This window comes from Aestuariivirga litoralis (assembly GCF_003234965.1).
Classification (GTDB): Bacteria; Pseudomonadota; Alphaproteobacteria; order Rhizobiales; family Aestuariivirgaceae; genus Aestuariivirga; species Aestuariivirga litoralis.
In genome coordinates this window covers 150,369-175,534 of record NZ_QKVK01000003.1, presented here as the reverse complement: position 1 = coordinate 175,534, position 25,166 = coordinate 150,369, and the positions used below count along the sequence as shown (strand labels likewise).

Annotated in this window: 26 protein-coding genes and 1 riboswitch; of the genes, 12 read left to right on the top strand and 14 right to left on the bottom strand. The window is 66.3% G+C overall.

Features of this window, described 5'->3' with window-relative positions; genetic code table 11:
* Window positions 1-111 precede the first annotated feature (111 nt).
* The 6 genes from DK847_RS08100 to DK847_RS08075 all read right to left on the bottom strand — a co-directional run bounded on the left by DK847_RS08100 (window position 112) and on the right by DK847_RS08075 (window position 6,459).
* Window positions 112-1,053, bottom strand: a complete 942-nt coding sequence (locus DK847_RS08100) for an electron transfer flavoprotein subunit alpha/FixB family protein (RefSeq protein ID WP_111197608.1) — start codon at window positions 1,051-1,053, stop codon at window positions 112-114.
* Window positions 1,053-1,799 carry an electron transfer flavoprotein subunit beta/FixA family protein gene (locus tag DK847_RS08095; RefSeq protein WP_111197606.1) on the bottom strand — a complete coding sequence of 249 codons (747 nt, stop codon included), beginning with the start codon at window positions 1,797-1,799 and terminating at the stop codon, window positions 1,053-1,055. The genes DK847_RS08100 and DK847_RS08095 overlap by 1 nt, the downstream gene beginning before the upstream one ends.
* A 101-nt stretch (window positions 1,800-1,900) precedes the next feature.
* On the bottom strand, window positions 1,901-2,617 hold the full coding sequence (locus DK847_RS08090; RefSeq protein WP_111197604.1) for a rhomboid family intramembrane serine protease: 717 nt from the start codon (window positions 2,615-2,617) through the stop codon (window positions 1,901-1,903).
* Window positions 2,618-2,627: 10 nt separating this feature from the next.
* Window positions 2,628-3,215, bottom strand: coding sequence for a cob(I)yrinic acid a,c-diamide adenosyltransferase (locus DK847_RS08085; protein ID WP_111197602.1), 588 nt, complete (start codon window positions 3,213-3,215; stop codon window positions 2,628-2,630).
* 32 nt (window positions 3,216-3,247) lie between these two features.
* The gene (locus tag DK847_RS08080; protein ID WP_111197600.1) at window positions 3,248-5,767 is read right to left on the bottom strand and encodes an ABC transporter permease; all 2,520 of its coding nucleotides are present in this window, start codon (window positions 5,765-5,767) and stop codon (window positions 3,248-3,250) included.
* Window positions 5,764-6,459 carry an ABC transporter ATP-binding protein gene (locus tag DK847_RS08075; RefSeq protein WP_425358687.1) on the bottom strand — a complete coding sequence of 232 codons (696 nt, stop codon included), beginning with the start codon at window positions 6,457-6,459 and terminating at the stop codon, window positions 5,764-5,766. Before DK847_RS08075 ends, DK847_RS08080 begins: the two co-directional genes overlap by 4 nt.
* Before the next feature lie 70 nt (window positions 6,460-6,529).
* On the opposite strand from DK847_RS08075, the gene DK847_RS08070 reads away from it, so the two are divergent.
* The 4 genes from DK847_RS08070 to DK847_RS08055 all read left to right on the top strand — a co-directional run bounded on the left by DK847_RS08070 (window position 6,530) and on the right by DK847_RS08055 (window position 8,882).
* On the top strand, window positions 6,530-7,153 hold the full coding sequence (locus DK847_RS08070) for an arylesterase (RefSeq protein WP_111198138.1): 624 nt from the start codon (window positions 6,530-6,532) through the stop codon (window positions 7,151-7,153).
* A gap of 77 nt (window positions 7,154-7,230) precedes the next feature.
* A complete protein-coding gene (gene thpR / locus DK847_RS08065) occupies window positions 7,231-7,773 on the top strand; it encodes an RNA 2',3'-cyclic phosphodiesterase (RefSeq protein ID WP_111197599.1) in 543 nt (180 codons plus the stop codon).
* Window positions 7,770-8,066: a 4a-hydroxytetrahydrobiopterin dehydratase gene (locus tag DK847_RS08060; RefSeq protein WP_111197597.1), complete on the top strand. Its 297-nt coding sequence runs from the start codon at window positions 7,770-7,772 to the stop codon at window positions 8,064-8,066. The genes thpR and DK847_RS08060 overlap by 4 nt, the downstream gene beginning before the upstream one ends.
* A gap of 93 nt (window positions 8,067-8,159) precedes the next feature.
* Window positions 8,160-8,882 carry a Bax inhibitor-1/YccA family protein gene (locus DK847_RS08055; protein WP_111197595.1) on the top strand — a complete coding sequence of 241 codons (723 nt, stop codon included), beginning with the start codon at window positions 8,160-8,162 and terminating at the stop codon, window positions 8,880-8,882.
* 64 nt (window positions 8,883-8,946) lie between these two features.
* Here DK847_RS08055 and DK847_RS08050 read toward each other — a convergent pair whose 3' ends face one another.
* Entirely contained in the window at window positions 8,947-9,345 is a 399-nt protein-coding gene (locus DK847_RS08050; RefSeq protein WP_245414555.1) for a DUF2794 domain-containing protein, read from the bottom strand.
* Between the two features lie 400 nt (window positions 9,346-9,745).
* On the opposite strand from DK847_RS08050, the gene htpG reads away from it, so the two are divergent.
* Window positions 9,746-11,623 carry a molecular chaperone HtpG gene (gene htpG / locus DK847_RS08045; protein WP_111197593.1) on the top strand — a complete coding sequence of 626 codons (1,878 nt, stop codon included), beginning with the start codon at window positions 9,746-9,748 and terminating at the stop codon, window positions 11,621-11,623.
* Window positions 11,624-11,799: 176 nt separating this feature from the next.
* Here the strand turns inward: htpG and efp are convergent, their stop codons facing one another.
* A complete protein-coding gene (gene efp / locus DK847_RS08040; RefSeq protein WP_245414554.1) occupies window positions 11,800-12,372 on the bottom strand; it encodes an elongation factor P in 573 nt (190 codons plus the stop codon).
* 93 nt (window positions 12,373-12,465) lie between these two features.
* Between efp and epmA the strand changes: the two genes are divergently transcribed.
* A complete protein-coding gene (gene epmA, locus DK847_RS08035) occupies window positions 12,466-13,497 on the top strand; it encodes an EF-P lysine aminoacylase EpmA (protein WP_111197592.1) in 1,032 nt (343 codons plus the stop codon).
* Between the two features lie 122 nt (window positions 13,498-13,619).
* Here the strand turns inward: epmA and DK847_RS08030 are convergent, their stop codons facing one another.
* Entirely contained in the window at window positions 13,620-14,669 is a 1,050-nt protein-coding gene (locus tag DK847_RS08030) for a MaoC family dehydratase (protein ID WP_111198133.1), read from the bottom strand.
* Window positions 14,669-15,529 (bottom strand): HpcH/HpaI aldolase/citrate lyase family protein, encoded by an 861-nt coding sequence (locus DK847_RS08025; protein ID WP_245414553.1) that lies wholly within the window; start codon window positions 15,527-15,529, stop codon window positions 14,669-14,671. Before DK847_RS08025 ends, DK847_RS08030 begins: the two co-directional genes overlap by 1 nt.
* Window positions 15,530-15,658: 129 nt before the next feature.
* On the opposite strand from DK847_RS08025, the gene DK847_RS08020 reads away from it, so the two are divergent.
* The 5 genes from DK847_RS08020 to DK847_RS08000 are packed head-to-tail and all read left to right on the top strand — an operon-like array spanning window position 15,659 to window position 20,198.
* On the top strand, window positions 15,659-16,831 hold the full coding sequence (locus tag DK847_RS08020) for an NAD(P)/FAD-dependent oxidoreductase (protein ID WP_111198131.1): 1,173 nt from the start codon (window positions 15,659-15,661) through the stop codon (window positions 16,829-16,831).
* The gene (locus DK847_RS08015; protein ID WP_111197588.1) at window positions 16,831-17,598 is read left to right on the top strand and encodes a bifunctional hydroxymethylpyrimidine kinase/phosphomethylpyrimidine kinase; all 768 of its coding nucleotides are present in this window, start codon (window positions 16,831-16,833) and stop codon (window positions 17,596-17,598) included. The genes DK847_RS08020 and DK847_RS08015 overlap by 1 nt, the downstream gene beginning before the upstream one ends.
* A complete protein-coding gene (locus DK847_RS08010; protein ID WP_111197586.1) occupies window positions 17,595-18,296 on the top strand; it encodes a DUF429 domain-containing protein in 702 nt (233 codons plus the stop codon). Before DK847_RS08015 ends, DK847_RS08010 begins: the two co-directional genes overlap by 4 nt.
* 34 nt (window positions 18,297-18,330) lie before the next feature.
* Window positions 18,331-19,269, top strand: a complete 939-nt coding sequence (locus DK847_RS08005) for a bifunctional 5,10-methylenetetrahydrofolate dehydrogenase/5,10-methenyltetrahydrofolate cyclohydrolase (RefSeq protein WP_111197584.1) — start codon at window positions 18,331-18,333, stop codon at window positions 19,267-19,269.
* A complete protein-coding gene (locus DK847_RS08000) occupies window positions 19,266-20,198 on the top strand; it encodes a threonine/serine dehydratase (RefSeq protein ID WP_111197582.1) in 933 nt (310 codons plus the stop codon). Before DK847_RS08005 ends, DK847_RS08000 begins: the two co-directional genes overlap by 4 nt.
* On the opposite strand, the gene DK847_RS07995 is transcribed toward DK847_RS08000, so the two are convergent.
* The 4 genes from DK847_RS07995 to DK847_RS07980 form a co-directional block, all read right to left on the bottom strand.
* The gene (locus DK847_RS07995) at window positions 20,191-21,468 is read right to left on the bottom strand and encodes a flavin monoamine oxidase family protein (RefSeq protein ID WP_111197581.1); all 1,278 of its coding nucleotides are present in this window, start codon (window positions 21,466-21,468) and stop codon (window positions 20,191-20,193) included. The two genes, DK847_RS08000 and DK847_RS07995, sit on opposite strands and share 8 nt — an antisense overlap.
* Window positions 21,469-21,492: 24 nt before the next feature.
* Window positions 21,493-21,687 carry a hypothetical protein gene (locus DK847_RS07990; protein WP_111197579.1) on the bottom strand — a complete coding sequence of 65 codons (195 nt, stop codon included), beginning with the start codon at window positions 21,685-21,687 and terminating at the stop codon, window positions 21,493-21,495.
* A gap of 315 nt (window positions 21,688-22,002) precedes the next feature.
* A complete protein-coding gene (locus DK847_RS07985; protein ID WP_111197577.1) occupies window positions 22,003-23,220 on the bottom strand; it encodes a class I SAM-dependent RNA methyltransferase in 1,218 nt (405 codons plus the stop codon).
* Entirely contained in the window at window positions 23,213-23,854 is a 642-nt protein-coding gene (locus tag DK847_RS07980) for a thiamine diphosphokinase (RefSeq protein WP_111197576.1), read from the bottom strand. Before DK847_RS07980 ends, DK847_RS07985 begins: the two co-directional genes overlap by 8 nt.
* A gap of 57 nt (window positions 23,855-23,911) precedes the next feature.
* A riboswitch (TPP riboswitch) is annotated at window positions 23,912-24,021 on the top strand.
* A 45-nt stretch (window positions 24,022-24,066) separates the two neighbouring features.
* On the opposite strand from DK847_RS07980, the gene thiB reads away from it, so the two are divergent.
* Window positions 24,067-25,062, top strand: a complete 996-nt coding sequence (thiB, locus tag DK847_RS07975) for a thiamine ABC transporter substrate binding subunit (protein WP_111197574.1) — start codon at window positions 24,067-24,069, stop codon at window positions 25,060-25,062.
* The last annotated feature ends 104 nt before the right edge of the window (window positions 25,063-25,166 follow it).

Genomic DNA, 25,166 nt, shown 5'->3' with positions numbered 1-25,166 from the left:
GAATGATCGCCCCATTGATGGCTTCGCATCAGCGCCTGAGTGATGGCCTGCCCGCGGTGCAACGAAAAAGGGCGGCCGGAGCCGCCCCTCAACACGCTTGATGTGAACCGATCACTTGCCGAACTTGGCGAGTTCCGCATCGAGTTCCGGCACGGCGGTGAAGAGATCGGCGACGAGGCCGTAATCCGCCACCTGGAAGATCGGCGCCTCTTCATCCTTGTTGATGGCGACGATGATCTTCGAGTCCTTCATGCCGGCGAGATGCTGGATGGCGCCGGAGATGCCGACCGCGATGTAGAGGTCGGGGGCGACCACCTTGCCGGTCTGGCCGACCTGGTAGTCGTTCGGCACATAGCCCGCGTCGACCGCGGCGCGCGAGGCGCCGACGGCGGCGTTGAGCTTGGAGGCCACCGAGTCGAGCAGCTTGAAGTTGTCGCCGTTCTGCATGCCGCGGCCGCCGGAGACGACGATCTTGGCCGAGGTGAGTTCGGGACGGTCCGACTTCGACAGGTTCTCGCCCTGGTAGGAGGAGAGGCCCGGATCGGTGGCGGCGTCCATCTTGACGACTTCGGCCGAACCGCCCTCGCCCGCTGCCGGGAAGGAGGCGGTGCGCACGGTGATGACCTTCTTGCCATCGGTCGACTGCACGGTCTGCACCGCGTTGCCGGCATAGATCAGGCGCACGAAGGTGTCGGCCGACTTCACTTCCGAGATGTCGGAGACCTGCATCACGTCGAGGAGCGCTGCGACGCGCGGCATGAAGTTCTTGCCGTTGCCGGTGGCGGGCGAGACGATGTGGTCATAGGCCGGTGCGAGCGAGACGATCAGCGCGGCCATCGGCTCGGCCAGGGGACGCTCGAGCGTGCCCGAGTCGACGTGAAGGACCTTCTTCACGCCATCGAGCTTCGCGGCCTGCGCCGCAGCGCCGCCCGCATTGTTGCCGGCGACCAGCACGTGGACGTCGCCGCCCATCTGGGCAGCGGCCGTCAGCGCCTTGTGGGTCGCGTCCTTGAGGCCGTTGTTGTCGTGTTCGGCGATGAGGAGGACAGCCATCAGATTGCTCCCGCTTCCTTGAGTTTGGCGACGAGTTCGGCGGGCGAGCCCACCTTGATGCCGGCCTGGCGCTTCGGCGGCTCCTCGGTCTTCACGACCTTGAGGCGCGCCGCGGTGTCGACGCCGTAATCGGCGGGCGTCTTCTCGTCGAGCGGCTTCTTCTTGGCTTTCATGATGTTGGGGAGCGAGGCATAGCGCGGCTGGTTGAGGCGGAGGTCGGTGGTGACCACCGCCGGCAGCTTCACCTTCAGCATCTGCAACCCGCCGTCGATCTCACGCGTGATCTGCGCCTCGCCCGCACCAGGCTCGAGCTTCGAGGTGAAGGTGGCCTGCGGCCAGCCCAGCAGGGCGGCGAGCATCTGGCCCGTCTGGTTGCAGTCGTCGTCGATCGCCTGCTTGCCGAGGATGACGATCTCCGGGCCCTCGGCCTGGACGATGCCCTTGAGGATCTTGGCAACCGCCAGCGGCTCCACCAGGTCGTCGGTCTTGACGAGGATCGCCCGGTCAGCACCCATGGCGAGCGCGGTGCGCAGCGTTTCCTGCGCCTGGGCGGGTCCGATGGAGACGGCCACGACTTCCGTCGCCTTGCCGGATTCCTTGAGGCGGACCGCCTCCTCGACGCCGATTTCGTCGAAGGGGTTCATCGACATCTTCACGTTGGCCAGTTCGACACCCGAACCGTCGGCCTTCACACGGATCTTGACGTTGTAGTCAACGACCCGCTTCACAGCGACCAGGACTTTCATTCTGTTCCTCGATATGGCGGTCTTTGAAAAAGTGGCCGGACCCTAGTGAGGGGAAACCCTCAAGTCAATTCCAGCAACGCCGCTTGGCTGCCGAATGCGACCTATCTTTCGGGTAAAGTGGCGCTTTCCGGCTCCAGCCGCAGCCAGAGGCGGCGGCGGATGGCAAAGGTGAGCCCGGCCCCGGCGATGAAGCCGCCGACATGCGCCGCCCAGGCCACGCCGGCCTCCGGGTTGGCGCTGTCCATCCACCATGAGAAGACCTGCAGCAGGAACCAGCCCCCCAGCACCCAGAACGCACCGATGCGCAGCGGAATGCGCAGGAACAGCAGGATCCACACCCGGGCCCTGGGGAACAGCACCACATAGGCGCCGAGGATGCCCGACACCGCTCCCGAGGCCCCCACCAGCGGAATGTCCGAGGTGGGCGCCAGCAGCACGTAGAGCAGGGCGGCCACCACGCCGGACATCAGATAGAGGAAGGCGAAGGCGGCGTGGCCATAGGCATCCTCGATGTTGTCCGCGAAGACCCAGAGGAACAGCATGTTGGAGATCAGGTGCCACCACCCGGCATGGAGGAACATGTAGCTGATGAGGGTGAAGGGCTCCGGCACCGGGTGGTAGGGCACGGCAATTGAGCTGCTGTGGGTGAGTTCGCCCGGCACCACGCCCCAGCCGGTGGCGATGGTCTGCAGCACGGCGTCGGAATTGCAGGCGCCGGTGGTGAGATACATCACCACGTTGAGCGCGATGATGGTGATGGTGACGGCCTGGAAGCGGATGACCTTCAGCGGGGTTGAATCGTGAAGGGGAACGAACATCCGCCGCGCCTCAGCGTGTCTTTCCCGGCACCCACAGCACGTCACCGGCACCCGACTTCGCATTGGCCCAGCGGCTGGCGACGAAGAAGAAGTCCGAAAGCCGGTTCACATAGGCGACCGCCCCCTCGCTCACATGCTCGCCCTCATGCGAGGCGAGCTCGACGATGAGCCGCTCGGCGCGGCGGCAGATGGTGCGCGAGATGTGGAGATAGGCCGCAGCGGGGTGGCCGCCCGGCAGCACGAAGGAGCGCAGCGGCGAGAGTTCGGCGTTGAGCTCGTCGATCTCCTTCTCGATGCGCTCATACTGCTTCGGCAGGATGCGCAGCGGCTCGTAGCCGAGGTCCTTGCCCGTGTCGGGCACGCAGAGATCGGCGCCCAAGTCGAAGAGTTCGTTCTGGATGCGCGCCAGCATCTGGTCGAGCTTCTGCATCTCGGCCGAACTGGTGTGAAGCCTGACCACGCCGAGCGTGGCGTTGGTTTCGTCCACCGTGCCATAGGCCTGGATGCGCCAGTGCGCCTTGGACACGCGCTCGCCGGTGCCGAGTGCGGTTTCGCCGGCATCGCCGGTGCGGGTGTAGATGCGATTGAGAACGACCATGGAGCCTGCCTAACGCGTGTCGGTGACGAATTCTACTCGTTTCTGAGCAAGGGCCCCGGCTTGGCCGAAAGTGCACGCCAGGTGACGGCAAGCCCGCCCGCGACGGTGACGGCCATGGCGAGAAGAGCCGTCAGCACCGCCGTGGGGCCGGAGAAGCTCCACGGAATTTCCAGGATGAAATGCGACAGGAACCATGAGGCAGCGGAGCCCACGGCCAGTCCAAAGGCCGCCGCCGCAAGGCCGAGCCCGGCATATTCGATGACGAAGGCGCCGACGAGCTGGCGCTTCGAGGCGCCATAGGTCTTCAGCACCACCGCTTCGTAGAGGCGCTCGGAGAGGCCCGCGGCGAGTGCGCCCGCCAGCACCAGCATGCCGGTGAGGAGTGTGAGAATGTTGGCGCCGCGGATCGCCACCAGCATCTTCTCCAGAAGCCCGCTCACCATGTCGATCGCATCCTTGACGCGGACCGCGGTGACGGAGGGGTAGGCGCGCGCCATGGCGTTGAGCAGCTTCGCCTCGTCGCCGCCCTTCATCTCCACCGTGACGAGGTGGTTGTGGGGAGCGGCCTTCAGCGTGCTGGGCGTGAAGACCATGACGAAGTTGATGCCGAGGCTGCGCCAGTTGACGGCGCGCAGGTTGGCGACCTTGGCTGTTATGTCGCGGCCCAGCACGTTGACGGTGATCTCGTCGCCGATCTTCACGCCGATGCCGTTGGCAATCTCGTCGACGAGCGAGACGAGCGGCGGGCCGCTGTAATCCGCCGGCCACCATTCGCCCGCGACGAGGCGCGAGCCTTCGGGAAGCTCGGCGGCATAGGTGATGCCACGGTCGCCGCGCAGCGCCCAGTTGGATTCAGGAGAGGCCTTCACCTTCTCCGCCGGAACACCCTTCACGGCGGCGACGCGGCCACGCAGCATGGGCGTGTTGTTGACGTGCGTGACGCCCTGCTCCTTCATCAGGCCGTCCTTGAAGGTTGCGAGCTCGCCATTGGGCACGTCGAGGAAGAAGAAGGCCGGCGCGCGTTCCGGGATCGAGGAGAGCAGTTCCTTCGAGATGCTGCGGTCGGTGAGCGCCAGCGTCACGAAGAGCGTGAGGCCGAGGCCCAGCGCGAGGATGACGGAGGCTGCGGCGGAGCCCGGGCGATAGATGTTGCCGACCGCATAGCGCCAGATGGCGGAGCGGCTGCGCGGCAGGCGCTCGGCACCGGTGATGATGAGGCGCGCGAGACCGAGCAGCACCACGAAGCTGGCGACGAGGCCGCCGAGGAAATAGGCCGTCACCTTGACGTTCTCGAAGGCATAGAAGGTGAGAGCCGCCATCAGCGCCAGCGCAGCCAGGATGACGAGGAAGGGGCCCGTCCCCGGCCAGCCGCGCACCGGCACGATGCGCGAGCGGAACAGGGCCGAGGCCGCCACCTGCCGCGCATGGGCCAGCGGCCACAGCGCGAAGGCGAGCGTGGTGAGAAGGCCGAGGAGGCCGGCGAAGACGAGGGGCCAGGCCTGGAAGTGCTGCGACAGCGGCACGGGAATGAGTTGGCCGAAGAGCGCGGTGATGACGGGTGGCGCGATGGCGCCCGCCGCAAGCCCGAGCGCGATGGCGATGAGTGCCACCAGGATGATCTCGGTCAGGTAGATGCCCATCACGTCGGCTGAGGAGGCGCCCAAGCACTTGAGCGTGGCGATCGAGCCCATCTTGCGGGTGACGAAGGCCTGCACGGCATTGGCGATTCCGGCCCCGCCCACGATCAGCGAGGCGAGGCCGACCAGCGTCATGAAGTAGCCGAGACGTTCGACGAAACCATCGGCCCCGGCGGCGGCATTGTTGCGGGTGCGGATGCGCCAGCCGGCATCCTTGAACTTCGCTTCGGCTTCCTTTTCCACCGCCTTGGCGGCGGTGAGCGAATTCTCGGCCAGCTTCACGCGGTAGCGATAGGTGACGAGGCTGCCGGGCTGCACGATGCCGGTGGCCGCAAGGGTTTCGGGCGAGATCATCAGGCGCGGGCCCAAAACCAGCGTGTCCGAGAGGCGATCCGGCTCGTTCCTGATGAGGGCACGGATCTGGACCTGGGTGTTGCCGAGCTTCACGCTGTCGCCGAGCTTGATGCCGAGCCGGCCGAGCAGCAGCGGGTCGGCCGCGGCCCCGGGTACGCCGTCCTTCGTGGCGATGGCGTCGGCCAGCGGCAGGCCACCCTCGAGTTCCATCCGGCCATAGAGCGGGTAGTTGCCGTCGACGGCCTTCACCTCGACGAGTGCGGTGTTGTCAGCGGTCAGCGCCATGCCGCGCACGGTGGCGACCTCGCTGAGCTCACCCCTGGACGCGATGTAATCGCGTTGCGGCTGGCTCGCCTGCTGGTGGATGAGCGAGAATTCAAGGTCGCCCCCCAGCAGCGGCTGGCCCTGCTCGTCGATGCCGCGCTCGATCGATGCCGAGAGCGCGCCGATGATGGCGATGGTGCCGGTGCCGAGTGCCAGGCAGGTGAGGAAGATCCAGAAGCCCTGCAGGCCGGAGCGCAAGTCGCGCAGCGCGAAACGCAGCCAGAGTGACGGGTTCAAGGCGCCGCTCCGGCGACGATCCTGCCATCCAGCACCTCCGCCATGCGGTCGCAGCGCTGGGCGAGCGAGCGGTCATGCGTGACGAGGATGAGGGACGTGCCGTGCTGGTCCTTCACGTCGAAGAGCAGCTTGATGATCTGTTCGCCCGTCACGTGGTCGAGATTGCCGGTGGGCTCGTCGGCGATGATGATCTTCGCGCCGCTCGCCAGCGCACGGGCGATGGCGACGCGCTGCTGCTCGCCGCCCGAGAGCTGGCTCGGATAATGGTCCAGCCGATGGCCGAGGCCGACCTGGGTGAGGCGGTCGCTTGCGATCTCCATCGCGTCCTTCGCACCGCGGAACTCCAGCGGCACGGCGACATTCTCCAGCGCCGTCATGGTGGGGATCAAATGGAAGGACTGGAACACGATGCCCACATGGTCGCGGCGGAAGGCGGCGAGTTCGTCCTCGCCAAGGCCGCTGAGGGATCTTCCGGCCACCGTGACGTCGCCCTTCGAAGCCTTCTCGAGGCCGGCGATCACCATCAGCAGCGTGGTCTTGCCGGAGCCCGAGGGGCCGACGATGCCCAGCGCCTCGCCCGGCTTCACGTCCAGGTCCACCCCGCGCAGGATGTCGACGTTCCCCGCCCGGCTGGGCAGCGTCAGGTGGACATTCCGGAGGGAGACGGCGGTGCTGGTCATCGGATCGAACATGGCTTCCGTTACGGCTGAAGTCGAGGGCCGGATGCTTGAACCGGACAACCATGGCGCTTAAGTGACCATCATGCTGAAACTTTTCACCGCCCTCGCACTTGTCGTCCTCATGGCCAGCGGCGCTGCCGCCGCCCCCAAGACCATCCTCGCGCTGGGCGACAGCCTGACGGCCGGGCTGGGCGTGGGGCCGGCGGAGGCCTTTCCGGCCAGGCTGGAGGCTGCCTTGGAGGCCAAGGGGCATGACGTGAAGGTGATCAATGCCGGCGTCTCGGGTGACACCGCCGCCGACGGCGCGGCCCGGCTGGACTGGGCGTTGTCCGAGCCCGTCGATGCCGTGATCGTGGAGCTTGGCGCCAACGACGCGCTGCGCGGGCTGCCCGTCGCCCAGGCCGAGCAGGCGCTGGACGGGCTCCTCACCGCGCTCTCCCGGAAGAAGCTTCCCGTGCTGCTCGCCGGCATGAAGGCGCCGCCCAACATGGGGCCGGAATATCAGGCCCAGTTCGATGGCATGTATGGGCGGCTTGCCGCGAAGCACGGCGTGCTGCTCTATCCTTTCTTCCTCGATGGCGTGGCGGCCGACCCGAAGCTGAACCAGGGCGACGGCATGCACCCCAACCCGGCCGGGGTCGACGTGATCGTCGCCCGCATCCTGCCCAGCGTTGAGCAACTTCTGGGCAAGGCTGGCGGAAATTAGGGCTTGGGATTGGCGAAAATCGCGATACCGTTGAAGGATCGCGATTCGCCTATCCTTCACGGCTAAGGAGGCCCCGCATGCCACGACTCTTCACCGGCGTCGAAATCCCGGATGATGTGGCCTTTGACCTCGATCTGATGCGGGGCGGGATCAGCGGGGCGCGCTGGATCGACCGCGAGAGCTATCACATCACGCTGCGCTTCATCGGCGACATCGACGAGGGGCTGGCCCGCGAGATCAGCTACGAACTCGAAGGTGTGGAGGCGCGGCCTTTCAAGCTGAGGTTGACCGGCTGCGGGGTGTTTGGCGGCAACAAGCCCCACACGCTCTATGCAGCAGTGGAGGAAAGCCCCGAACTGCGGCGGTTGCAGTCGATCCACGAGCGCATCTGCCAGACCCTGGGCATGCCGGCGGAGCCGCGGAAATTCGCACCGCACGTGACGCTGGCGCGGCTCAAGGAGCCGGACCTTCGGGCCTTGCACGCCTTCGTCGCCTCCCATAACCTCTACAAGAGCCGGGTCTTCGAGGTGGGGCGCTTCGTCCTGTTCTCGTCGCGCCCGTCGCGTGGGGGTGGTCCCTATGCGGTCGAGGAATCCTATCGTTTGCAGGCAGGTTTATGACGGACAAGGCACTGGTCGGGGTCGAACGCGCCAAGGCGCTCCATGAATTGCACGGCTGGACGGAGGCCAAGGGGCGCGACGCCATCACCAAGACCTACCAGTTCAAGTCCTTCTCCCAGGCCTGGGGCTTCATGAGCCGGGTGGCGCTGTTTGCCGAGAAGACCGACCACCACCCGGAATGGACCAATGTCTATGGCCGGGTCGAGGTGACCTTGACGACACATTCCGCCGGGGGTGTCACGGAAAAGGACGTGGCGCTGGCCAAGAAGATGGAACTGCTCGCGAATTCGTGATCGCGTTGGCACCAACCTAAATTTCCTGTAACTTGCCGCAGAGGTGGTGCGAACCCATATTCGCACCGAGGTTTTCTGGAGGAACGAAACACTATGGCCGACACTCGCTTTCAAACCCAGGTCAGGACCCAGTCCCGGGCGGAGATCGACCAGGGGCTCCGCTCCTACATGCTGGGCATCTACAACTACATGGCGCTCGGCGTGGCGCTCACCGCCATCATCACGCTGGCGGTGGCTGCAAGCCCCGCTGCCATGGCCACCGTCTATTCGCTGAAGTGGGTGTTCTTCATCGCCATCCTCGGTATGGGCTTCTTCGCCCCCCGGATGATGATGTCGGGCAACACCACGGTCGCGCAGGCCGCCTACTGGGGCTATGCCGCGCTGTGGGGTCTCGCCATCGCCCCGATGGTCGGCACCTATCTGGCGGTCGACTCGGGCATGGTCGTTCAGGCCTTCCTGATCACCGCCGTCACCTTCGGCGCCACCAGCCTCGCGGGCTATGTCACCAAGCGTGACCTGTCGGGCTTCGGCGGCTTCTTCATGATGGCCTCGATCGGCATCATCGTCGCCATCCTGATCAACGCCTTCTTCGTCCAGTCGACGATGATGTCGCTGATCACCTCGATCATCACCGTGCTGCTCTTCGCCGGCGTGACCGCCTGGGAGACCCAGCAGATCAAGGAGATGTATGTCGAGGGTGATGCGCCGGGCGTGGCCAAGGGCAAGTCGATCATCGGCGCCTACATGCTCTATGGCAGCTTCATCACGCTGTTCGTGAACATCCTGAACATCCTCGGCATCATGCGCCAGAACTGAGCGCAATTCCGAGACGAAACGGAAAACCCCGGCCGAAAGGCCGGGGTTTTTTCTTGGCCCGCGTTCAGATGGTGGAGAGCTTCGGCGTCTTCGCCAGCACGCGCAGCACGGTGCTCAGGTCATGGCCGCGCTTGAGGATCAGCCCGGTCTGGGCCACCACGGAATAGATGCCCTGCTTCCGCGCCAGGGCGGGGTCTTTCACGATCCGGTAGAGCGGCACTTCCGAGGCGCGGCGGAACACCGAGAAGGTGGCCTTGTCCTTGCCGAAATCCATGGCGTAGTCGCGCCATTCGCCCTCGGCCACCTTGGTGCCGTAGAAGCCCAGTATGGTCTGCAACTCCTTGCGGTCGAAGGCGACACGCTCTGGCGGTTTCTGGGATTGCGACGGGCTTGAGTAGCTCTGTCCGGCCGGGGCATGCGCCTCCCAGGGCCGGAGCGGAATTATGTCGTCGGTCTTGTCCAAACTTCACCCCGCAGCGTCGTGACAGGCTGATGACGTCCGAGAGGATGAACCCGTTCCCGCCCCTTGGCAAGCGCGCAGCAGAAATCACGTTTTGGCCGCATTGCGATCAAGCTGCCGCCCCAACCCGCCGCCATAAGGAGATCGTTGCCTCTAGCGGCCCGGCTGGTGTTGAGCTTCGGAAATCTCAGCCCCCCAGCCCCCCGGATCTCGTGAAGCCGGCCGGGCCCCCCCCCCCCCCCCCAAGTTTCAGTGTGTTTGAGGCGTAATCTCGAGAGAGTTTCGAAGGCCGGAGCAGTCACTGCTTCGGCCTTTTCTCTTTTGTTTTGGCCCCCTTGACCATCGGGCAGCGGCACCCGATATGCACGTCATCAATCAATCACATGCTTGTGAAGAGGGTGACATGGCCACTGACACGGCGACCACGGACGCCACCACCGCGACCTCCCATCAATTCCAGGCGGAGGTGGCAAAGCTCCTCCACCTCATGGTGCATTCGGTCTATTCCGACCGCGACGTGTTCCTGCGCGAGCTGATCTCCAATGCCGCCGACGCGCTCGACAAGCTGCGCTACGAGGCGATCGCCAACCCGCAGTTGCTGGAGGGCCAGCCGGACCTCACCATCACCATCACGCCCGACAAGGAAAAGAAGACACTCACCATCACCGACACCGGCATCGGCATGAGCGAGCAGGAGCTGATCGACAATCTCGGCACCATCGCCAAGTCGGGCACGCAGGCCTTCGTCGAGCAGGCCAAGGCGAAGCAGGGCGACGTGCACCTCATCGGCCAGTTCGGCATCGGTTTCTATTCGGGCTTCATCGTCGCCGGGAAGGTGGACGTGATCTCGCGCCGCGCAGGCTCCGACCAGGCCTGGATGTGGTCCTCCGACGGCTCGGGCAGCTTCACCATGACGCCGGTCGAGTCGGCTCCGCGCGGCACCTCCATCGTGCTGCATCTGCGCGAGGACGCGCTCGAGTTCCTCGAGGACTGGAAGATCGAGAGTGTCGTTCGCACCTATTCCGACCACATCGCGCATCCGATCATGCTCAGTGTCGGAAACGAGACGGCGAAGCAGATCAACTCCGCCAACGCGATCTGGACGCGGGCCAAGTCCGACATCACGCCCGAACAGCACAAGGAATTCTTCGGCCATATCTCGGGCAATTATTCCGACCCCGCACTGACGCTGCATTACCGCGCCGAGGGCCGCAACGAATATACGGTCCTGCTCTATGTGCCGGGCGAACGGCCCTTCGACCTCTATGATCCGGAGCGGCGCGGCCGCCAGAAGCTCTATGTGAAGCGCGTCTACATCGCTGACGACGTCGAGCTGCTGCCGGCCTATCTGCGCTTCGTGCGCGGCGTCATCGATTCGGAGGACATGCCGCTCAACATCTCGCGCGAGATGCTGCAGAACAATCCGCAGGTGGCGGCGATCCGCAAGGCTGTCACCAACAAGGTGCTCTCGGAGCTCAAGAAGCTGAGCGAGACGGATGATGCCGCTTACCGGAAGCTCTGGGAGATCTATGGCCCTGTCCTGAAGGAAGGCCTCTACGAGGACATGGAGCGCCGCGACCAGCTCTATGAGCTCGTCCGGTTCAAGTCGACCAAGGGCGACTGGGTGAGCCTCAAGGACTATATCGCGGGGCTGAAGGAGAACCAGACCGCGATCTATTACCTCACCGCCGAGGATGCGGCCAAGGCCAAGGCCTCGCCGCAGCTCGAGGGCTACAAGGCGCGCGATGTCGAGGTGCTGCTGCTGACCGATCCGGTGGACTCGTTCTGGGTGAGGACGGCGCTGGGTTACGAGGGCAAGCCCTTCAAGTCGGTGACTCAAGGGTCGGCCGATCTCGACCTGATCGTGGCCAAGGACGAGGCGAAGCCCGATGCGGCGGCGGATGCCGAGACCGCAGTGCTCGCCGCCGCGCTGAAGCAGGCGCTGGGCGAGCGCGTGAAGGACGTGCGGTCCTCGAAGCGCCTCACGGAAAGTGCCGTCTGCATCGTCAATGACAGCATGATGGACCGCACGCTGGAGAAGCTGCTGTCACGCCAGAAGGACTCCGGTATCTCGGTGTCGGCCCCGATCCTCGAGGTGAACCCGGGTCACCCGCTGATCAAGGCACTCGCCGCACAGGTGAAGGCCAAGGGCGCGGCCTCGGTCGAGGATGCCGCCCAGCTGCTGCTCGACCAGGCCTTCATCATCGAAGGTGAGCAGGTGCCGGACCCGGCGAGCTTCGCGAAGCGACTGGCGGATGTGATGGCGAAGGCCTTCGGGTGATCCCACTCTTGCCGTCATCCCGGCGAAAGCCGGGACCCCGCTTCTTTCCACGCGGTCGACGCCCAAAGCTGGGCCCCGGCTTTCGCCGGGGTGACGGTCCTTAAGCGCGGGGCTCCTCAAAACAAAAATGGCCGGGGCGAACCCGGCCATTTCCGTATTCGATGCTGAAGGACCCCTCAGTCCTTGGCGCGCTCCACATAGGCGCCGTCCTCGGTCTGGACCACGATGCGGGTGCCGGACACGATGTGGGGCGGCACCATGGTGCGCACGCCGTTCGACAACACGGCCGGCTTGAAGGAGGACGACGCCGTCTGGTTCTTGATGGCGGGCTCGGTCTCGACGATCTCGAGCGTCACGCGCTGCGGCAGCTCGATGGAGATGGGCGCACCGTTGAACAGCGCGATCTGGCACTCCATGCCTTCCTGAAGGAAGGGCGCCGAATCACCCAGCATGTCGCCCGAGACCTGGATCTGCTCATAGTTCTCGGGGTTCATGAAGACGTAGTTGTCGCCGTCCTGGTAGAGGTAGGAATGCGTGATGGTCTCGACGAAGGCGCGCTCGAGCGGGTCGGTCGTCTTGTAGCGCACCACCGTCTTCACGCCGTCCGAGATGCGGCGCATGTCGATCGTGGTGGTGGGGGTGCCCTTGCCGGGGTGCATGGATTCGGCCTTCAGGACGACATAGAGCTTGCCGTCCTCGTGCTCGATGACATTGCCCTTGCGGACACCGCTTGCGATTACCTTGACCACGTTTGTTCTCGTTTCTCTCGAATTGCCGGAATGGGTTGCGCGGGGTATTAGCAGCGGCCATTCCGGAAGCCAACCCCCCAGGAGGTCAGGCCCTTGGCCACCCCGTCCCGCTGGTTCGACCCCTCCCGCCATGCCGACCGGCGCCCCTTCCTGATGGCCCGGAACCGCATCGTGGCGGCCATCCGTCACTGGTTCGCCGAACGCGACTTCGTGGAGGTGGATTGCGCCGCACTGGCCCTTTCGCCCGGAAACGAGGCCCATCTTCATGCCTTTGCGACCGGGCTCATCCAGCCCGATGGCGCAACCGAGACGCGCTATCTCCACACGTCGCCGGAATTTGCCTGCAAGAAGCTGCTGGCGGCGGGGGAAACCCGCATCTTCAACCTGGGCCATGTCTGGCGGAACCGGGAGCGCACGCCCACCCACTCACCGGAGTTCACCATGCTGGAATGGTACCGGGCGCGGGAGGATTACGAGACCATCATCGCCGACACGCTCGCCCTCGTGCAGCTCGCCGCCCGCACCGCCGGCACCCGGCAGTTCACCTGGAAGGGTCGGACGGCGGACCCTTTCGCCGGGGCGGAGTGGCTCACCGTGAACGACGCCTTCAAGACCCATGCCGGGGTGGACCTTCTCGCCACGCTGCGCGCCGACGGCACGGCCGACCGGGATGCCCTGGCAAGGGTCTCGCCCGTCGCCTTCGGCAAGGGCGAGAGCTGGTCCGACATCTTCAGCCGCATCCTGTCGGAGAGGGTGGAGCCGCAACTCGGCAATGGCCGCATCACGGTGCTCTATGAATACCCATCCGTCGAGGCGGCCCTCGCCCGCACCACGGCGCGCGACAGCCGCGTCGCCGAGCGCTTCGAACTCTATGCCTGCGGGGTGGAGCTGGCGAACGGCTTCGGCGAGCTGACCGACCCTGAGGAGCAGCGCCGCCGCTTCGTCGCCGAGATGGACGTCAAGGAACAGGTCTATGGCGAGCGCTACCCGATCGACGAGGAGCTGCTGGAGGCGCTGGCGATGATGCCGCCGGCCTCGGGCGTGGCGCTGGGGCTGGACCGGCTGGTGATGCTGGCGGCGGGCGCGACGCGGATCGACCAGGTGCTGTGGACGCCGGTGGGGTAGGGCGCCTTCGCCACCCCACACTCATCATGCGCGAGCTCGACCCGCGCATCCTTTTCGGTGGCCGCAAAAAGGATGGCCGGGTCAGGCCCGGCCATGATGAGCAGGAGGATATCGGTGAGTGACTACCGCACCATCAGCGCCCAGTAATCCAGCTCCAGGATCACCCCCGGCTTGTCGGGCGCGCCATCCTCCACCGGGAACTCCGCACACGGAACATCGCGCGTGGCGCGCGTGACGATGCGGAGCGCTCCGACATCGTTGCGGCCCGGCACATCCGCGGTCTCGATGATCTCCGACCACGCAAACACCGTGCCGCCGGCAAACAATGGCGCCACGTGGCGGCCGCCGTTGATGGCTGCGATGTGGAAGGCATTGGCCAGCCCGTTGAAGCTGAGCGCACGCGCCAGCGAGATGACGTGGCCGCCATAGATCAGCCTGCGGCCGAAGCGCCCCTGCGCTTCCGAGTGCTGGTTGAAATGCACCTTGGCGGTGTTCTGGTAGAGGCGGGTGGCCAGCATGTGCTCGGCCTCCTCCACGGTCATACCATCGACGTGGTCGATCTTCTCGCCCGCGGCATAATCCTTGAAGCGGTGCGACGAGCCGGCGAGGCCGTCATTCCAAGCCTTGGTGTTGATCACCGGGCAGGCCCGGCCGAGCTCGCTAAGGTCCACGCGCTTCGGCGGCGTGGGAACCATGGCTTCCGGTGCTGGTGCCTGCTCGTCGCGCTTCCGCACCATCACCCAGCGCACATAGGAGAGCACCTCCTCGCCCTTCTGGTTCGTGCCCACGGAGCGCACATAGACGGTGCCGGTCTTGCCGTTGGAGTTCTCCTTGAGGCCGATGACCTCCGAGACCGTCGACAGCGTGTCGCCGGGATAGACAGCCCTGAGGAAACGGCAATCGGCATAGCCGAGATTTGCGACCGCATTGAGCGAGACATCCGGCACGGTCTTGCCGAAGACCACGTGGAAGGTGAGCAGGTCATCGACCGGGGCCTGCGGGTAGCCCACCGCCCTGGCGAAGGCATCGGAGGACTGCAGCGCGAAGCGCGAGCCATAGAGAGCCGTGTAGAGCGCCACGTCGCCCGCCGTCACCGTGCGCGGCGTGGCGTGGCGGATGGTCTGGCCGAGGCGGAAGTCCTCGAAGTAATTGCCGGGGTTGGTCTTGAGGATCACGAAATTGCCTCCGCAATGGCTGCCACGCGGTCCGCCATGGCGAGGTGCAGGCGTTCCACCATTTTTCCATCGACCGTGATGACGCCCTTCGCTGCATTCTCAGGCAGCTGGAACGCCGCGATGATCTTGCGCGCCCAGGCCACTTCCTCGGGCGAGGGCGAGAACATCTCGTTGCAGGCCGCGATTTGGCCGGGGTGGATCAGCGTCTTGCCGTCCATTCCCAGCGTGCGGCCCTGCTCGCACTCGGCCCGGAAGCCCTGTTCGTCGCGGAAGTCATTGTAGACGCCGTCGATCACGTCGAGGCCATAGGCGCGTGCCGCCAGCAGCGTCATCGACAGCCAGGGCAGGATGGCGAAGCGGCCGCCGGTGGCGAGTGCGCGAGATTCCTTCAGGAGGTCATTGGTGCCGAGCACGAGGCAGGAAAGCCGCGCCACCTGGTGCACCGAGGCGATCTCGCGCACGTTGAAGATGGCCATGGGCGTCTCCATCATCGCCCACATGCGGGTCTTCTCGGCCCCGCCCATGCCGAAATGGATCTTCGAGACATTCACGATGTCGCCTGGCCGCGCCACCTTGGGGACGAGGATGGCATCGGGGTTCACCTCGGCCGCCATCCTGAGGTCGTCCACGCCCCAGGGCGTGTCGAGGCCGTTGATGCGGATGACAAGCTCGCGCCGCCCGAAGCCCCCCGCCTTCACCGCGGCGGCCACCTTGGCGCGGGCGTCTGCCTTGGCATCGGGGGCGACCGAATCCTCGAGGTCGAGGATCAGGCTGTCGGCAGGGAGCGTCTTGGCCTTCTCGAGGGCGCGCTCATTGGCGCCGGGCATGTAGAGGACGCTGCGTCTGGCTCTGAACATCTTGTCTTTTCCGTCTCTTGCTGCGCTGCAAGCTAGCCGCCGCAATGCGTCATTGGAAGCCCACTTTTGGATGAGCCGCATGGCTTCTGTGCTTGTGGGATGATTGCGGTTTGGGCAATGTCCGCCGCCATGAAAACTTATGACGTCGTGATCGTGGGTGGCGGCGTGGTGGGCAGCGCCAGCGCCCATTACCTGCGGAAAAATGGATTCGCGGGCTCCATCGCCCTGGTCGAGAAGGACACGAGCTGGGCGCTGGGCTGCACCGCGCGCTCGGTCGGCGGCCTGCGCCAGCAGTTCTCGACGCCGGAGAACATCGCGCTCTCCAAGTTCGGCGTGGCGCTGGTGAAGACCCTGAAAAGCGAATTCGGACCCGATGCCGACATCGGCTTCAAGGAGCAGGGCTACCTGATCTGCGCGAGCCCCGAGGGCCTGCCCATCCTCGAGGAGAACCACGCGGTCCAGATCGCCCATGGCGCCGACAACGTGCTGCTGCGCGGCGAGGACCTGGCGGCGCGCTTTCCCTGGCTGGTGACGGAGGGGATCGCGGCCGGCTGTTTCGGCCTTTCGGGCGAGGGCTGGGTGGACCCCTACATGTTCGCGGCGCTGTTCCGGAAGGCTGCGATCGCGCAGGGCGTTGAGCTGATTCACGACGAGGTAACGGGCGTGACGCGCGAGGGTGACCACATCACCGGCGTGATGCTCACTTCCGGCGAGGCCATCGCCTGCGGCACGCTGGTCAATGCCGCTGGCACCGGTGCGGGCAAGCTCGCCGCCATGGCGGGGATCGAGCTCCCCGTGGGACCACGCAAACGCTATGTCTATGTGCTCGATTGCCCGGCGGCCACCGAGGCGCTGCACAAGGCACCACTCACCGTCATTCCCGGTGGCGTCTATTTCCGCCCCGAGGGCCGCAACTTCCTCGCAGGGCTCTCGCCGGAGGAGCACCAGGAACCGGACAGTCTCGACTGGGAGGTCGATCATGCCTGGTTCGAGGAGAATATCTGGCCGGCACTTGCCGAGCGCGTGCCGCTCTTCGAGGCGATCAAGGTGATCAGCGCCTGGGTGGGTCACTACGACTACAATGCACTGGACCAGAATGCGGTGATCGGGCCGCATCCGGAGGTGACCAACTTCCTCTTCGCCAATGGCTTTTCCGGCCATGGGCTGCAGCAGGGCCCGGCGGCGGGCAATGCGATTTCGGAACTCGTCATCGACGGGCGCTACAAGACCATCGACCTCACGCGGCTCGGCTTCACGCGCATCCGCGACAGGCAGCCGATCTTCGAGAAGAACGTGATCTGATGAAGGTGCTCAGCATCTCGAGCCAGGTCGTCTGGGGGCCCGTTGGCAACAGTGCTGCCGTTCCGGCGCTGCAGGCCAAGGGCCACGAGGTACTGGCACTGCCCACGATCACCTTGTCGAACCATCCGGGCCATGGGGCACCGGCTGGTTTCCGGACGCCGGTGGATGACATGGCGCGCATGTTTGCCGCGCTGGAAGCGCTGGGTGCGCTCGGCGATCTCGATGCGGTGCTCACCGGCTATTTCGCGAGTGTGGGACAGGTGGAGGAGGTGGCGCGGCTGCTCGACCGTGTCCGCGCGCCCTTCCTGCTGGTCGATCCTGTCATGGGCGATCACGGCAAGCTCTATGTTGCGCCGGAGGTGGCGGAGGCGATCCGCGATCACCTGCTGCCGCGCGCCTCCTGCGTCACGCCCAATGGCTTCGAGCTGTCATGGCTGACATCCCGCGAGGTGACGGACGAGCGAAGCGCCATTGCTGCGGCCCATGCGCTGCTGGTGCCGGAGGTGATCGCCACCTCGATTCCCTGCGAGGAAGGCCTCGCCACGCTGCTCGTCACGCCCGGCCAGTCGCACCGCGTGGTCAGCACGAAGCTCGACAAGGTGCCGCACGGCACGGGCGATTTCCTCAGCGGGCTCTATTTGGCCGAACGCCTGATGCAATCGCCGCACCACGCCTTCGCCGCCGCGATGGAGACGCTGTCGCGCGCCATCTGGCGCAGCGCGGGGTCATCCGTGCTGGACGTGGCAGGCACGCTGCACGCGACATGACGCCCGTCATCGGTGTCGATGGCTGCCCCGGCGGCTGGATCGCCGTGCGCTGGGCAGAGACGGTGTCGCATCACCTGTGCCGCAGCTTTGCCGAGGTTCTGGCGATGGATGCGGCGGTGATCGCGGTGGACATGCCGATCGGCTTTCCGGAAGGATCGGGCCGTGCGGCCGAGCGCGAGGTGCGGTCGCGCCTCGGCGGGCGGCAGTCGAGCGTGTTCTCGGTGCCCGCGCGCGCCGCCGTCATGTGCGCGGACTACCGCGAGGCCTGCGCGGCCAATCTCGCCGCCTCCGACCCGCCGAAGAAGGTGTCGAAGCAGATCTTCCACATCTTCCCCAAGATGCGCGAGATCGATGCGCTGATGACGCCGCAGCTGCAGGCGCGCGTGATCGAGGTTCACCCCGAACTCGCCTTCTGGGCGATGCATGGCGAGGCGCCGCTGCCGCTGCCGAAGAAGGTGAAGGGCCAGCCCCATGCGCCTGGCCTCGCGCTGCGCAAGGCGCTGCTGGCGGATGCTGGCTTCCCGCTCGAGGCCTTGCCGCCCGCCGCCTATCGCCGGGCCGATGTGGGGGCGGACGACCTGATCGATGGCTGCGCCTGCGCGTGGAGTGCGCGGCGCATCCTGGAGGGCCGCGCCATCTCCTTCCCCGCCGATCCGCCTCTGGATGCAAGGGGCTTGCGCATGGCGATCTCGGCGTGAGAAAGAGGCGCCAAATGCAAGGAAAGTGCCGCTGATGAACGCCCACGCCGCCACCCGCCACAACGCCCTGATGGGCAAGCCCGTCGCCGAGGAGATCACCCGTGCCGTCTACCAGGGCGTGGAGGAGCTGGCCTCCAAGGGCTGGCCGGTCAAGCTCGTGTCGATCACCATCGGTGATGTTCCCGCCGTCCATCTCTACGTGCGAAACCAGGCACGCGGGGCGGAGAAGGCGGGCATCATGTTCGAGGAGCGGCACCTGCCGGCCACCGTGTCGCGCGTCGAGATGCTGGCGATGCTGCAGGCGCTGAACACCGATCCGCGCGTCACCGGCGTCATCATCCAGCGCCCGGTGCCGAAGCACCTCGACATCCGCGAGCTGCAGACGGCGGTGCACCCGCTGAAGGATGTGGAGGGCATGCACCCGGCCTCCATCGGCAACATCGTCTATCGCGACACCTCCTTGGCGCCCTGCACGGCGGCGGCCTCGGTCGAGTTGCTGAAGCGCACGGGCCTGAAGCTCGAGGGCCTCGAAGTGGTGGTGATCGGGCATTCGGAAATCGTCGGCAAGCCTATCGCCTTCCTGCTGATGGCGGAGGGTGCCACCGTCACCGTCTGCCATCACATGACGCGGAACCTCGCCGTCCATTCGCGCGCGGCGGATGCGATCTTCGTGGCGGTGGGCAAGCCGCGCTTCATCACGCCCAACATGATCAAGCCGGGTTCCGCCGTCATCGACATCGGCATCAACCAGATCGAGGAGAACGGCAAGCACATCACCGTGGGCGACGTGGACTACGAGGCCTGTGCCGAAACCGCCGGCTGGATCACGCCGGTGCCGGGTGGCGTCGGCCCCGTCACGGTGTCGATCCTGATGCGCAATGCGCTCACCGCGGCACAGGCGCAGAAGCGCTATTACGACCAGGTCTTCGGCGGCAAGTCGGACACCATGGTCAGCGTGGCGCCGGCCGAATGATCGCGCGCGAGGCCATCAGCCGCGCCGCCTCCCGCATTGCGGGCCAGGTGCGCCGCACGCCGGTGATCGATGTCATGGTCGCGGGCGTCGATCTTCCCGTCACGCTGAAGCTCGAACTCCTGCAGCATGCCGGCAGCTTCAAGTCGCGCGGTGCCTTCAACACGCTGCTGCAGGCTGAGGTGGGTGCGGGCGGTGTGGCCACCGCATCGGGCGGCAATCATGGTGCGGCGGTTGCCTATGCCTCGCGCCAGCTCGGCCATCGTGCCAGGATCTTCGTTCCCGAGATCGCCTCGCCCGCAAAGGTCTCGCGCATCGCGTCCTATGGCGCGGAGATCGTGCAGAAGGGGGCGAACTATTACGAGGCCTTCGCGCTGTGCGAGGAGTGGATCGCACAGAGCGGCGCCACCAACGTCCATGCCTATGATGCCGCGCCGACGCTGGAAGGCCAGGGCACGCTGGCGCGCGAGCTGGAAGAACAGGCGCCCGGCATCGATACGCTGCTCGTCGCGGTGGGCGGCGGCGGCCTCATCGGCGGCATTGCGGCGTGGTACCAGTCCAGGGTCAAGGTGGTGGGCGTCGAGCCCCAAACCTGCAATGCGCTTCATGCATCACTTGCGGCAGGCGAGCGCGTGAAGGTGGCACCCTCGGGGCTTGCCACCGACTCGCTCGGCGCCAGCTATGTCGGCGCCCTGATGTTCGACATCGCGCGAGACCACATCGCCGGGGTGGCCCTCGTCACGGATGACGACATCCGCGACGCCCAGCGCCACCTGTGGCGCGAGACGCAGCTCGTCACCGAGCCCGGCGGGGCCACGGCGCTGGCGGCACTGCTGTCGGGCGCCTACAGGCCGGAGAAGGGCGAGCGCGTTGGCGTCGTCGTCTGCGGCGCCAATACCTCGATGGACGTGTTCGGCCAGCTGTTCAGCTGAGTTTCAGCACGGCTTCCGCCGCATCCTCGCCCGAAATCACCGCGCCCTCGAACCAGCCGGCCTGGTCGCGCGCATAGTCGGAGGAGGCGAAGGCGAGGCGGCCTTCCGGCTGCCATGCCGCGGAGTCGTAGCCAGCTTCGTGCCCGGCCAGTGCCGCCACCCAGGTGCCGCGCGCGAAGGGGTCCTCCAGCCAGTCGTGCCAGTCATGCGACAGCACGCGGGCATTGGGGAAGAGCTTCGCGGCCTGGTTCCTTACCCAGGCGGGGTCCTGCGGGTGATTGCCGTCCTGCATCAGCCCGAAGGCGACGATGTAGGTGGTGCCGCCCTCGGCGCGCTCTGCGAAGGCGAACTCGATGCCGCTGCCGTCGCCCGTCACCAGCGTGCCCACGGCGACGCCCTCGGCGCGGATCCACAGCTTGAAGCTCCGCCCGCCATGGCCATGGGCGATGGCGGCGGTCCTGGCATCCGACAGCCAAGGCGTGAAGGCCACACCGCGCAGCTGGTTGAGGCCAAGCGCCAGAATGCAGGCCTTCGCCCGGTGCCGCCGGTCACCGGCAATCACCTCAACATGCCCGCTCTCCTGCAGCACTTGCGAAACCGGTTCGCCGAGCATGAGGTCGGCGCCGGAGGCCGCGATCATGCGCTCCGCCAGCACGCCCATGCCAGGCACCACCGTGTCAGTCCAGAAATTGATCATGCCCTCGGCAAGGCCATTGTCATAGGCGCAGCTTGCGAGGAATTCGGAGGCAGCCCCCTTGTCGTGGGCGGCATTGCCGGACACCGTCCACCACGCCGAGAACAGGCCGCGCGTGGCGCGCGGGCAGGCCAGCCGGTCGAGATAGGCGGAGAAGGTGATGCCGGTGAGCGGCTCGCCCTTTTCATTGGTGGCGAGGCCCTTCTTCAGCAGGATCGCATCGGCGGCGACGCGGGCAATGGCGCGTTCATGCGCCGTCACGTCCTGTGGCGAGGCGGGGCCATCACCCTGCAGCATGCCGTCGCGCAGCCACATGCGGCCGGTGACGGGCGTGCGCGGGCGCAGGCTGAGGCCATGTTCCGTCACCAGCGCGCGCAGGCGGTGGTGCCAGGGCGTGATCCAGGCGCCGCCGAATTCCAGCTGCGGGCCGTCGCCCGCATAGGACCTTGCAAAGCCACGCCCGCCGCAGCGCGCACGCGCCTCGATGACGCGCACGCGCCTGCCGGACTTCGACAGCTTGAGTGCCGCAGCCGCACCCGCGAGCCCAGCCCCCACCACGATGACATCCGCATCCATGACGCGGATGCTAGCGGGCGGCGGTCACCACAGCAACCGGCCGCCCGTCACCTGCATGCGCAGCCTTTCGCGTGCAGCGCGCAGTTCGTCCTGCATGCGCTGCAACTCGCGCGGGTCGGCGTCCGATGGCTGGCGCCGCCACCCGGCGTTGAGAAGGAGGGCCGCCTGCTTCGCCTTCTCGAGGCCCAGGAACAGCGGATCGAAATTGAGAGAGAACATGCGAGTCTCCATCGCGGGAACATGGGGCGATGCCCATGCGCGTGAAAGGGTGATGAGGCGCAGCGCGCGCGGCACAGGCCAGCGCAGCGGAAACGACCGTTCAGTGATGTGATGAAAGCGCCTGAAGCGCGAAGGATACGCTATCCGCCTGAGGCCCGAGCCTCAGTGCGGCCCGGAGATCAGCAGCGCGTAAAAATGGCTCCCATGGCTGATTCTCCTCTGTTGGATTGCGTGTGACGGTTTCGTAGCAGCAATGCGCAACGTATGGAAGTGCACCGGGCCAAATTGATGGCGCTGTTGCGCTGTTGCCACAGATCAACGCGCGAAGCGGGCAACGACCTCGACGTGGGAGGAATACTTGAACTGGTCCACCGCCGTCACGCCCTTCAGCGCATAGCCGCCGCCGATCAGGATTTCGGCATCACGCGCGAAGCTTCCGGCGTCGCAGGAGACGGCAACCACCGTCTTCACCTTGCTCCGCGCCAGCTGCCTTGCCTGCGCCTCGGCACCGGCACGGGGCGGGTCGAAGACCACGGCGTCGAGTTCCTTCATCTCGTTGGGTACCAGCGGTTCGCGGAACAGGTCGCGCACCGCCGCCGTCATCGGCTTCAATCCGGAGCTCGCCCTGATCGCGGCATTGAGCGCGGCGATGGCCGGCTTGTCATTGTCATAGGCCTCGACGCGGGCGCGCTCGGCGATGCGCAAGGCGAAGGGGCCGATGCCGCAGAACAGGTCGGCGACGCTCTTCGCCTTGCCGAGCGCCTCGAGGACGAGCCGCGCCAGCGTCTCCTCGCCCGCGGCGGTTGCCTGCAGGAAGCCGCCGGGTGGCAATGCGACGGTGGCCTTGCCGATCTCGAGGCGCGGCGGCACGGCGGTGGCGATCACCTCGCCATTCACCGACAGCCGCGCCAGCCTGAGTGCATTGACGAAGCCGGCGAGATTGCCATGCTCGCGCGCCAGCACGTCACGTTCGGCCTTCACGCTCACGTCGAGGCCGGTGAGCGTCGCCGTCACCGCCACGTCGCAGTCGCCGAGCCTGGTGCCGAGAGATCGCGCGATGTCGAAGGCGCCGTTCAGGGTGGGGTCGAGGATGGGGCACTGGTCGATATCGAGCAGCGTATGGCTGCGCGCCTCCATGTAGCCCGCGGTGACCACGCCGCTGCGTTTCCGCACATGGATGGCCACGCGGCGGCGCCCTGCGCCATGCGCGTCGATGCAGGGGGCGACCTCACATGCGATGCCGCGCGCCTTCAACGCGTCGGTGACGAGCGAGCCCTTCCACGCTTCATAGGGCGCCTCGCGCCAGTGCTGCAGCTGGCAGCCGCCGCAGCGGCCGTAGTGCCTGCAGAAGGGCGCCACACGGTCGGGCGAGGGCTGCTCCACCACGACGAGGGACAGCCGGTCGCCGTCACCTGCGGCCTTCACCACTTCGCCCGGCAGCGTTCCCGGCACGAAGACGATGCGGCCGTCATGTGCCGCCACACCTTCGCCGCGCTTGCCCATGCCTTCGATGGTGAGCGTGAGGTCAGACATCGGCAGCCTGCGGCGGATAGGCGATGGCGATGCCGTAACCGCCCGCGAGCGCGATCTCGACAGGCCCCAGCGCCACGTTGGAAAGCGTGAGGGTGGAACCCACGGGCACGTCACGATCCTTCAAGGGCCACTTCACGCCGGCAAGGTCCAGTCCGTGAAGATCCGTGAACGGAATGATGCTGAGGCGTGTGCCCTGCGGCAGGTCGACCAGCATCCGGCCGCCGACCAGCGGCCAGGCTTCCTCCACGCCGCTCGTCAGCAGGCAGGCGATGCCCTGCCGCGCGATCTGGATGCTCTGGCCGAGCAGTCCGGCCGTATGGTCCGTCTGGCCGCCGAGACCGCCGAGCAGCACGATCTCCGTGGCGCCACGGCGGATCGCTTCCGCCACAGCGATTGCCCCGTCGGTTGCGTCCTTCTCGGCGGGGAAGGTTTCGCGCGGCACGTCGCGGTACTGCACCGTGAGTTCGGAGCCCGCCGAATCGAAATCGCCCACCCAGAGTTCGGGAAGAACGCGCAGTGCGGCGGCATGCATCATGCCGCCGTCGGCGGCGATTACCCGGGCACCCCTGATCTGGGACTTGAGCCGGGGCGTCACGGAGAGGTCGCCGCCCAGCAGAATGGCGAATGTGGTCATGCGCCCTCTCTAGCAAAAGCTTCTTGCCAGCGCACGCGGGAAGCCTTACCTCTGGTCCCGCTCTCAACGGGGTGCCGCGCCAAGCGGCTGAGACGGGGCTGATGCGCCCCAAACCCGCTGAACCTGATCCGGATCATGCCGGCGGAGGGATTGCGAGCGGATGCGCCGGCCCGGCACGTCCAATCCTCCATCCAACGGCGAATGGAGGCATTATGAAGACGACACTCACAGCCCTGTTCGCGCTGCTCACGCTCACCGCCCCCGCGCTGGCGAAGGACACGCTCACCGTCTACACCTATGACAGCTTCGTCGCCGAGTGGGGCCCCGGCCCCAGGGTGAAGGAGGCCTTCGAGAAGACCTGCGACTGCACGGTGGAATGGGTGGCGCCCGGCGATGGCGTTGCCATGCTCAACCGCCTGAAGCTCGAGGGCAAGAACACTAGGGCCGACGTGGTGCTGGGCCTCGACACCAACCTCACCGCAGAGGCGCTGAAGACCGGACTCTTCGCGAAGCACGGGCTGGACGTGAAGGAGGCAAGGACGCCCATCCCTTGGACGGACGAGCATTTCATGCCCTTCGACTACGGCTATTTCGCCGTGGTCTATGACAGCGAGGCCATGAAGGACCCGCCGAAGTCGCTGGACGAGCTGGTGAACGGCGATCCCGCACAGAAGATCATCCTCGAGGACCCGCGCTCCTCGACGCCGGGCCTCGGCTTCCTGCTGTGGATGAAGCAGGTCTATGGCGACAAGGCGGCGGACGCCTGGAAGAAGCTGGAGCCCCGCATCCTCACCGTGGCGCCCGGCTGGTCCGAGGCCTATGCGCTGTTCACCAAGGGCGAGGCGCCGATGGTGCTGTCCTATACCACGTCGCCCGCCTACCACGTGATCGCCGAGAACACCGAACGCTACAAGGCGGCCTCCTTCGCCGAGGGCCATTACCTGCAGGTGGAAGTCGGCGGGATCGTCGAAGGCAGCCGGCACAAGGAGCTGGCGAGCAAGTTCCTGAGCTTCATGATGCAGCCGGGCTTCCAGGACCAGATCCCCACCAACAACTGGATGTTCCCGGCGGGCACGACCTCCGCCCCGCTTCCCGCCGCCTTCGACCAGCTGGTGAAGCCCGCGAAGACGCTGCTCTATTCGCCGGAAGAGGTGGACCAGAACCGCCGCGCCTGGATCGACGAGTGGCTGAACGCCACGGCGAAGTGATGTGATGCGCCAATCCCCCCTCGATCCGTCACCCCGGCGAAAGCCGGGGCCCCGCTTGGGGCGCCCACAGCGGGGTTCCGGCTTTCGCCGGAATGACGGTGTTT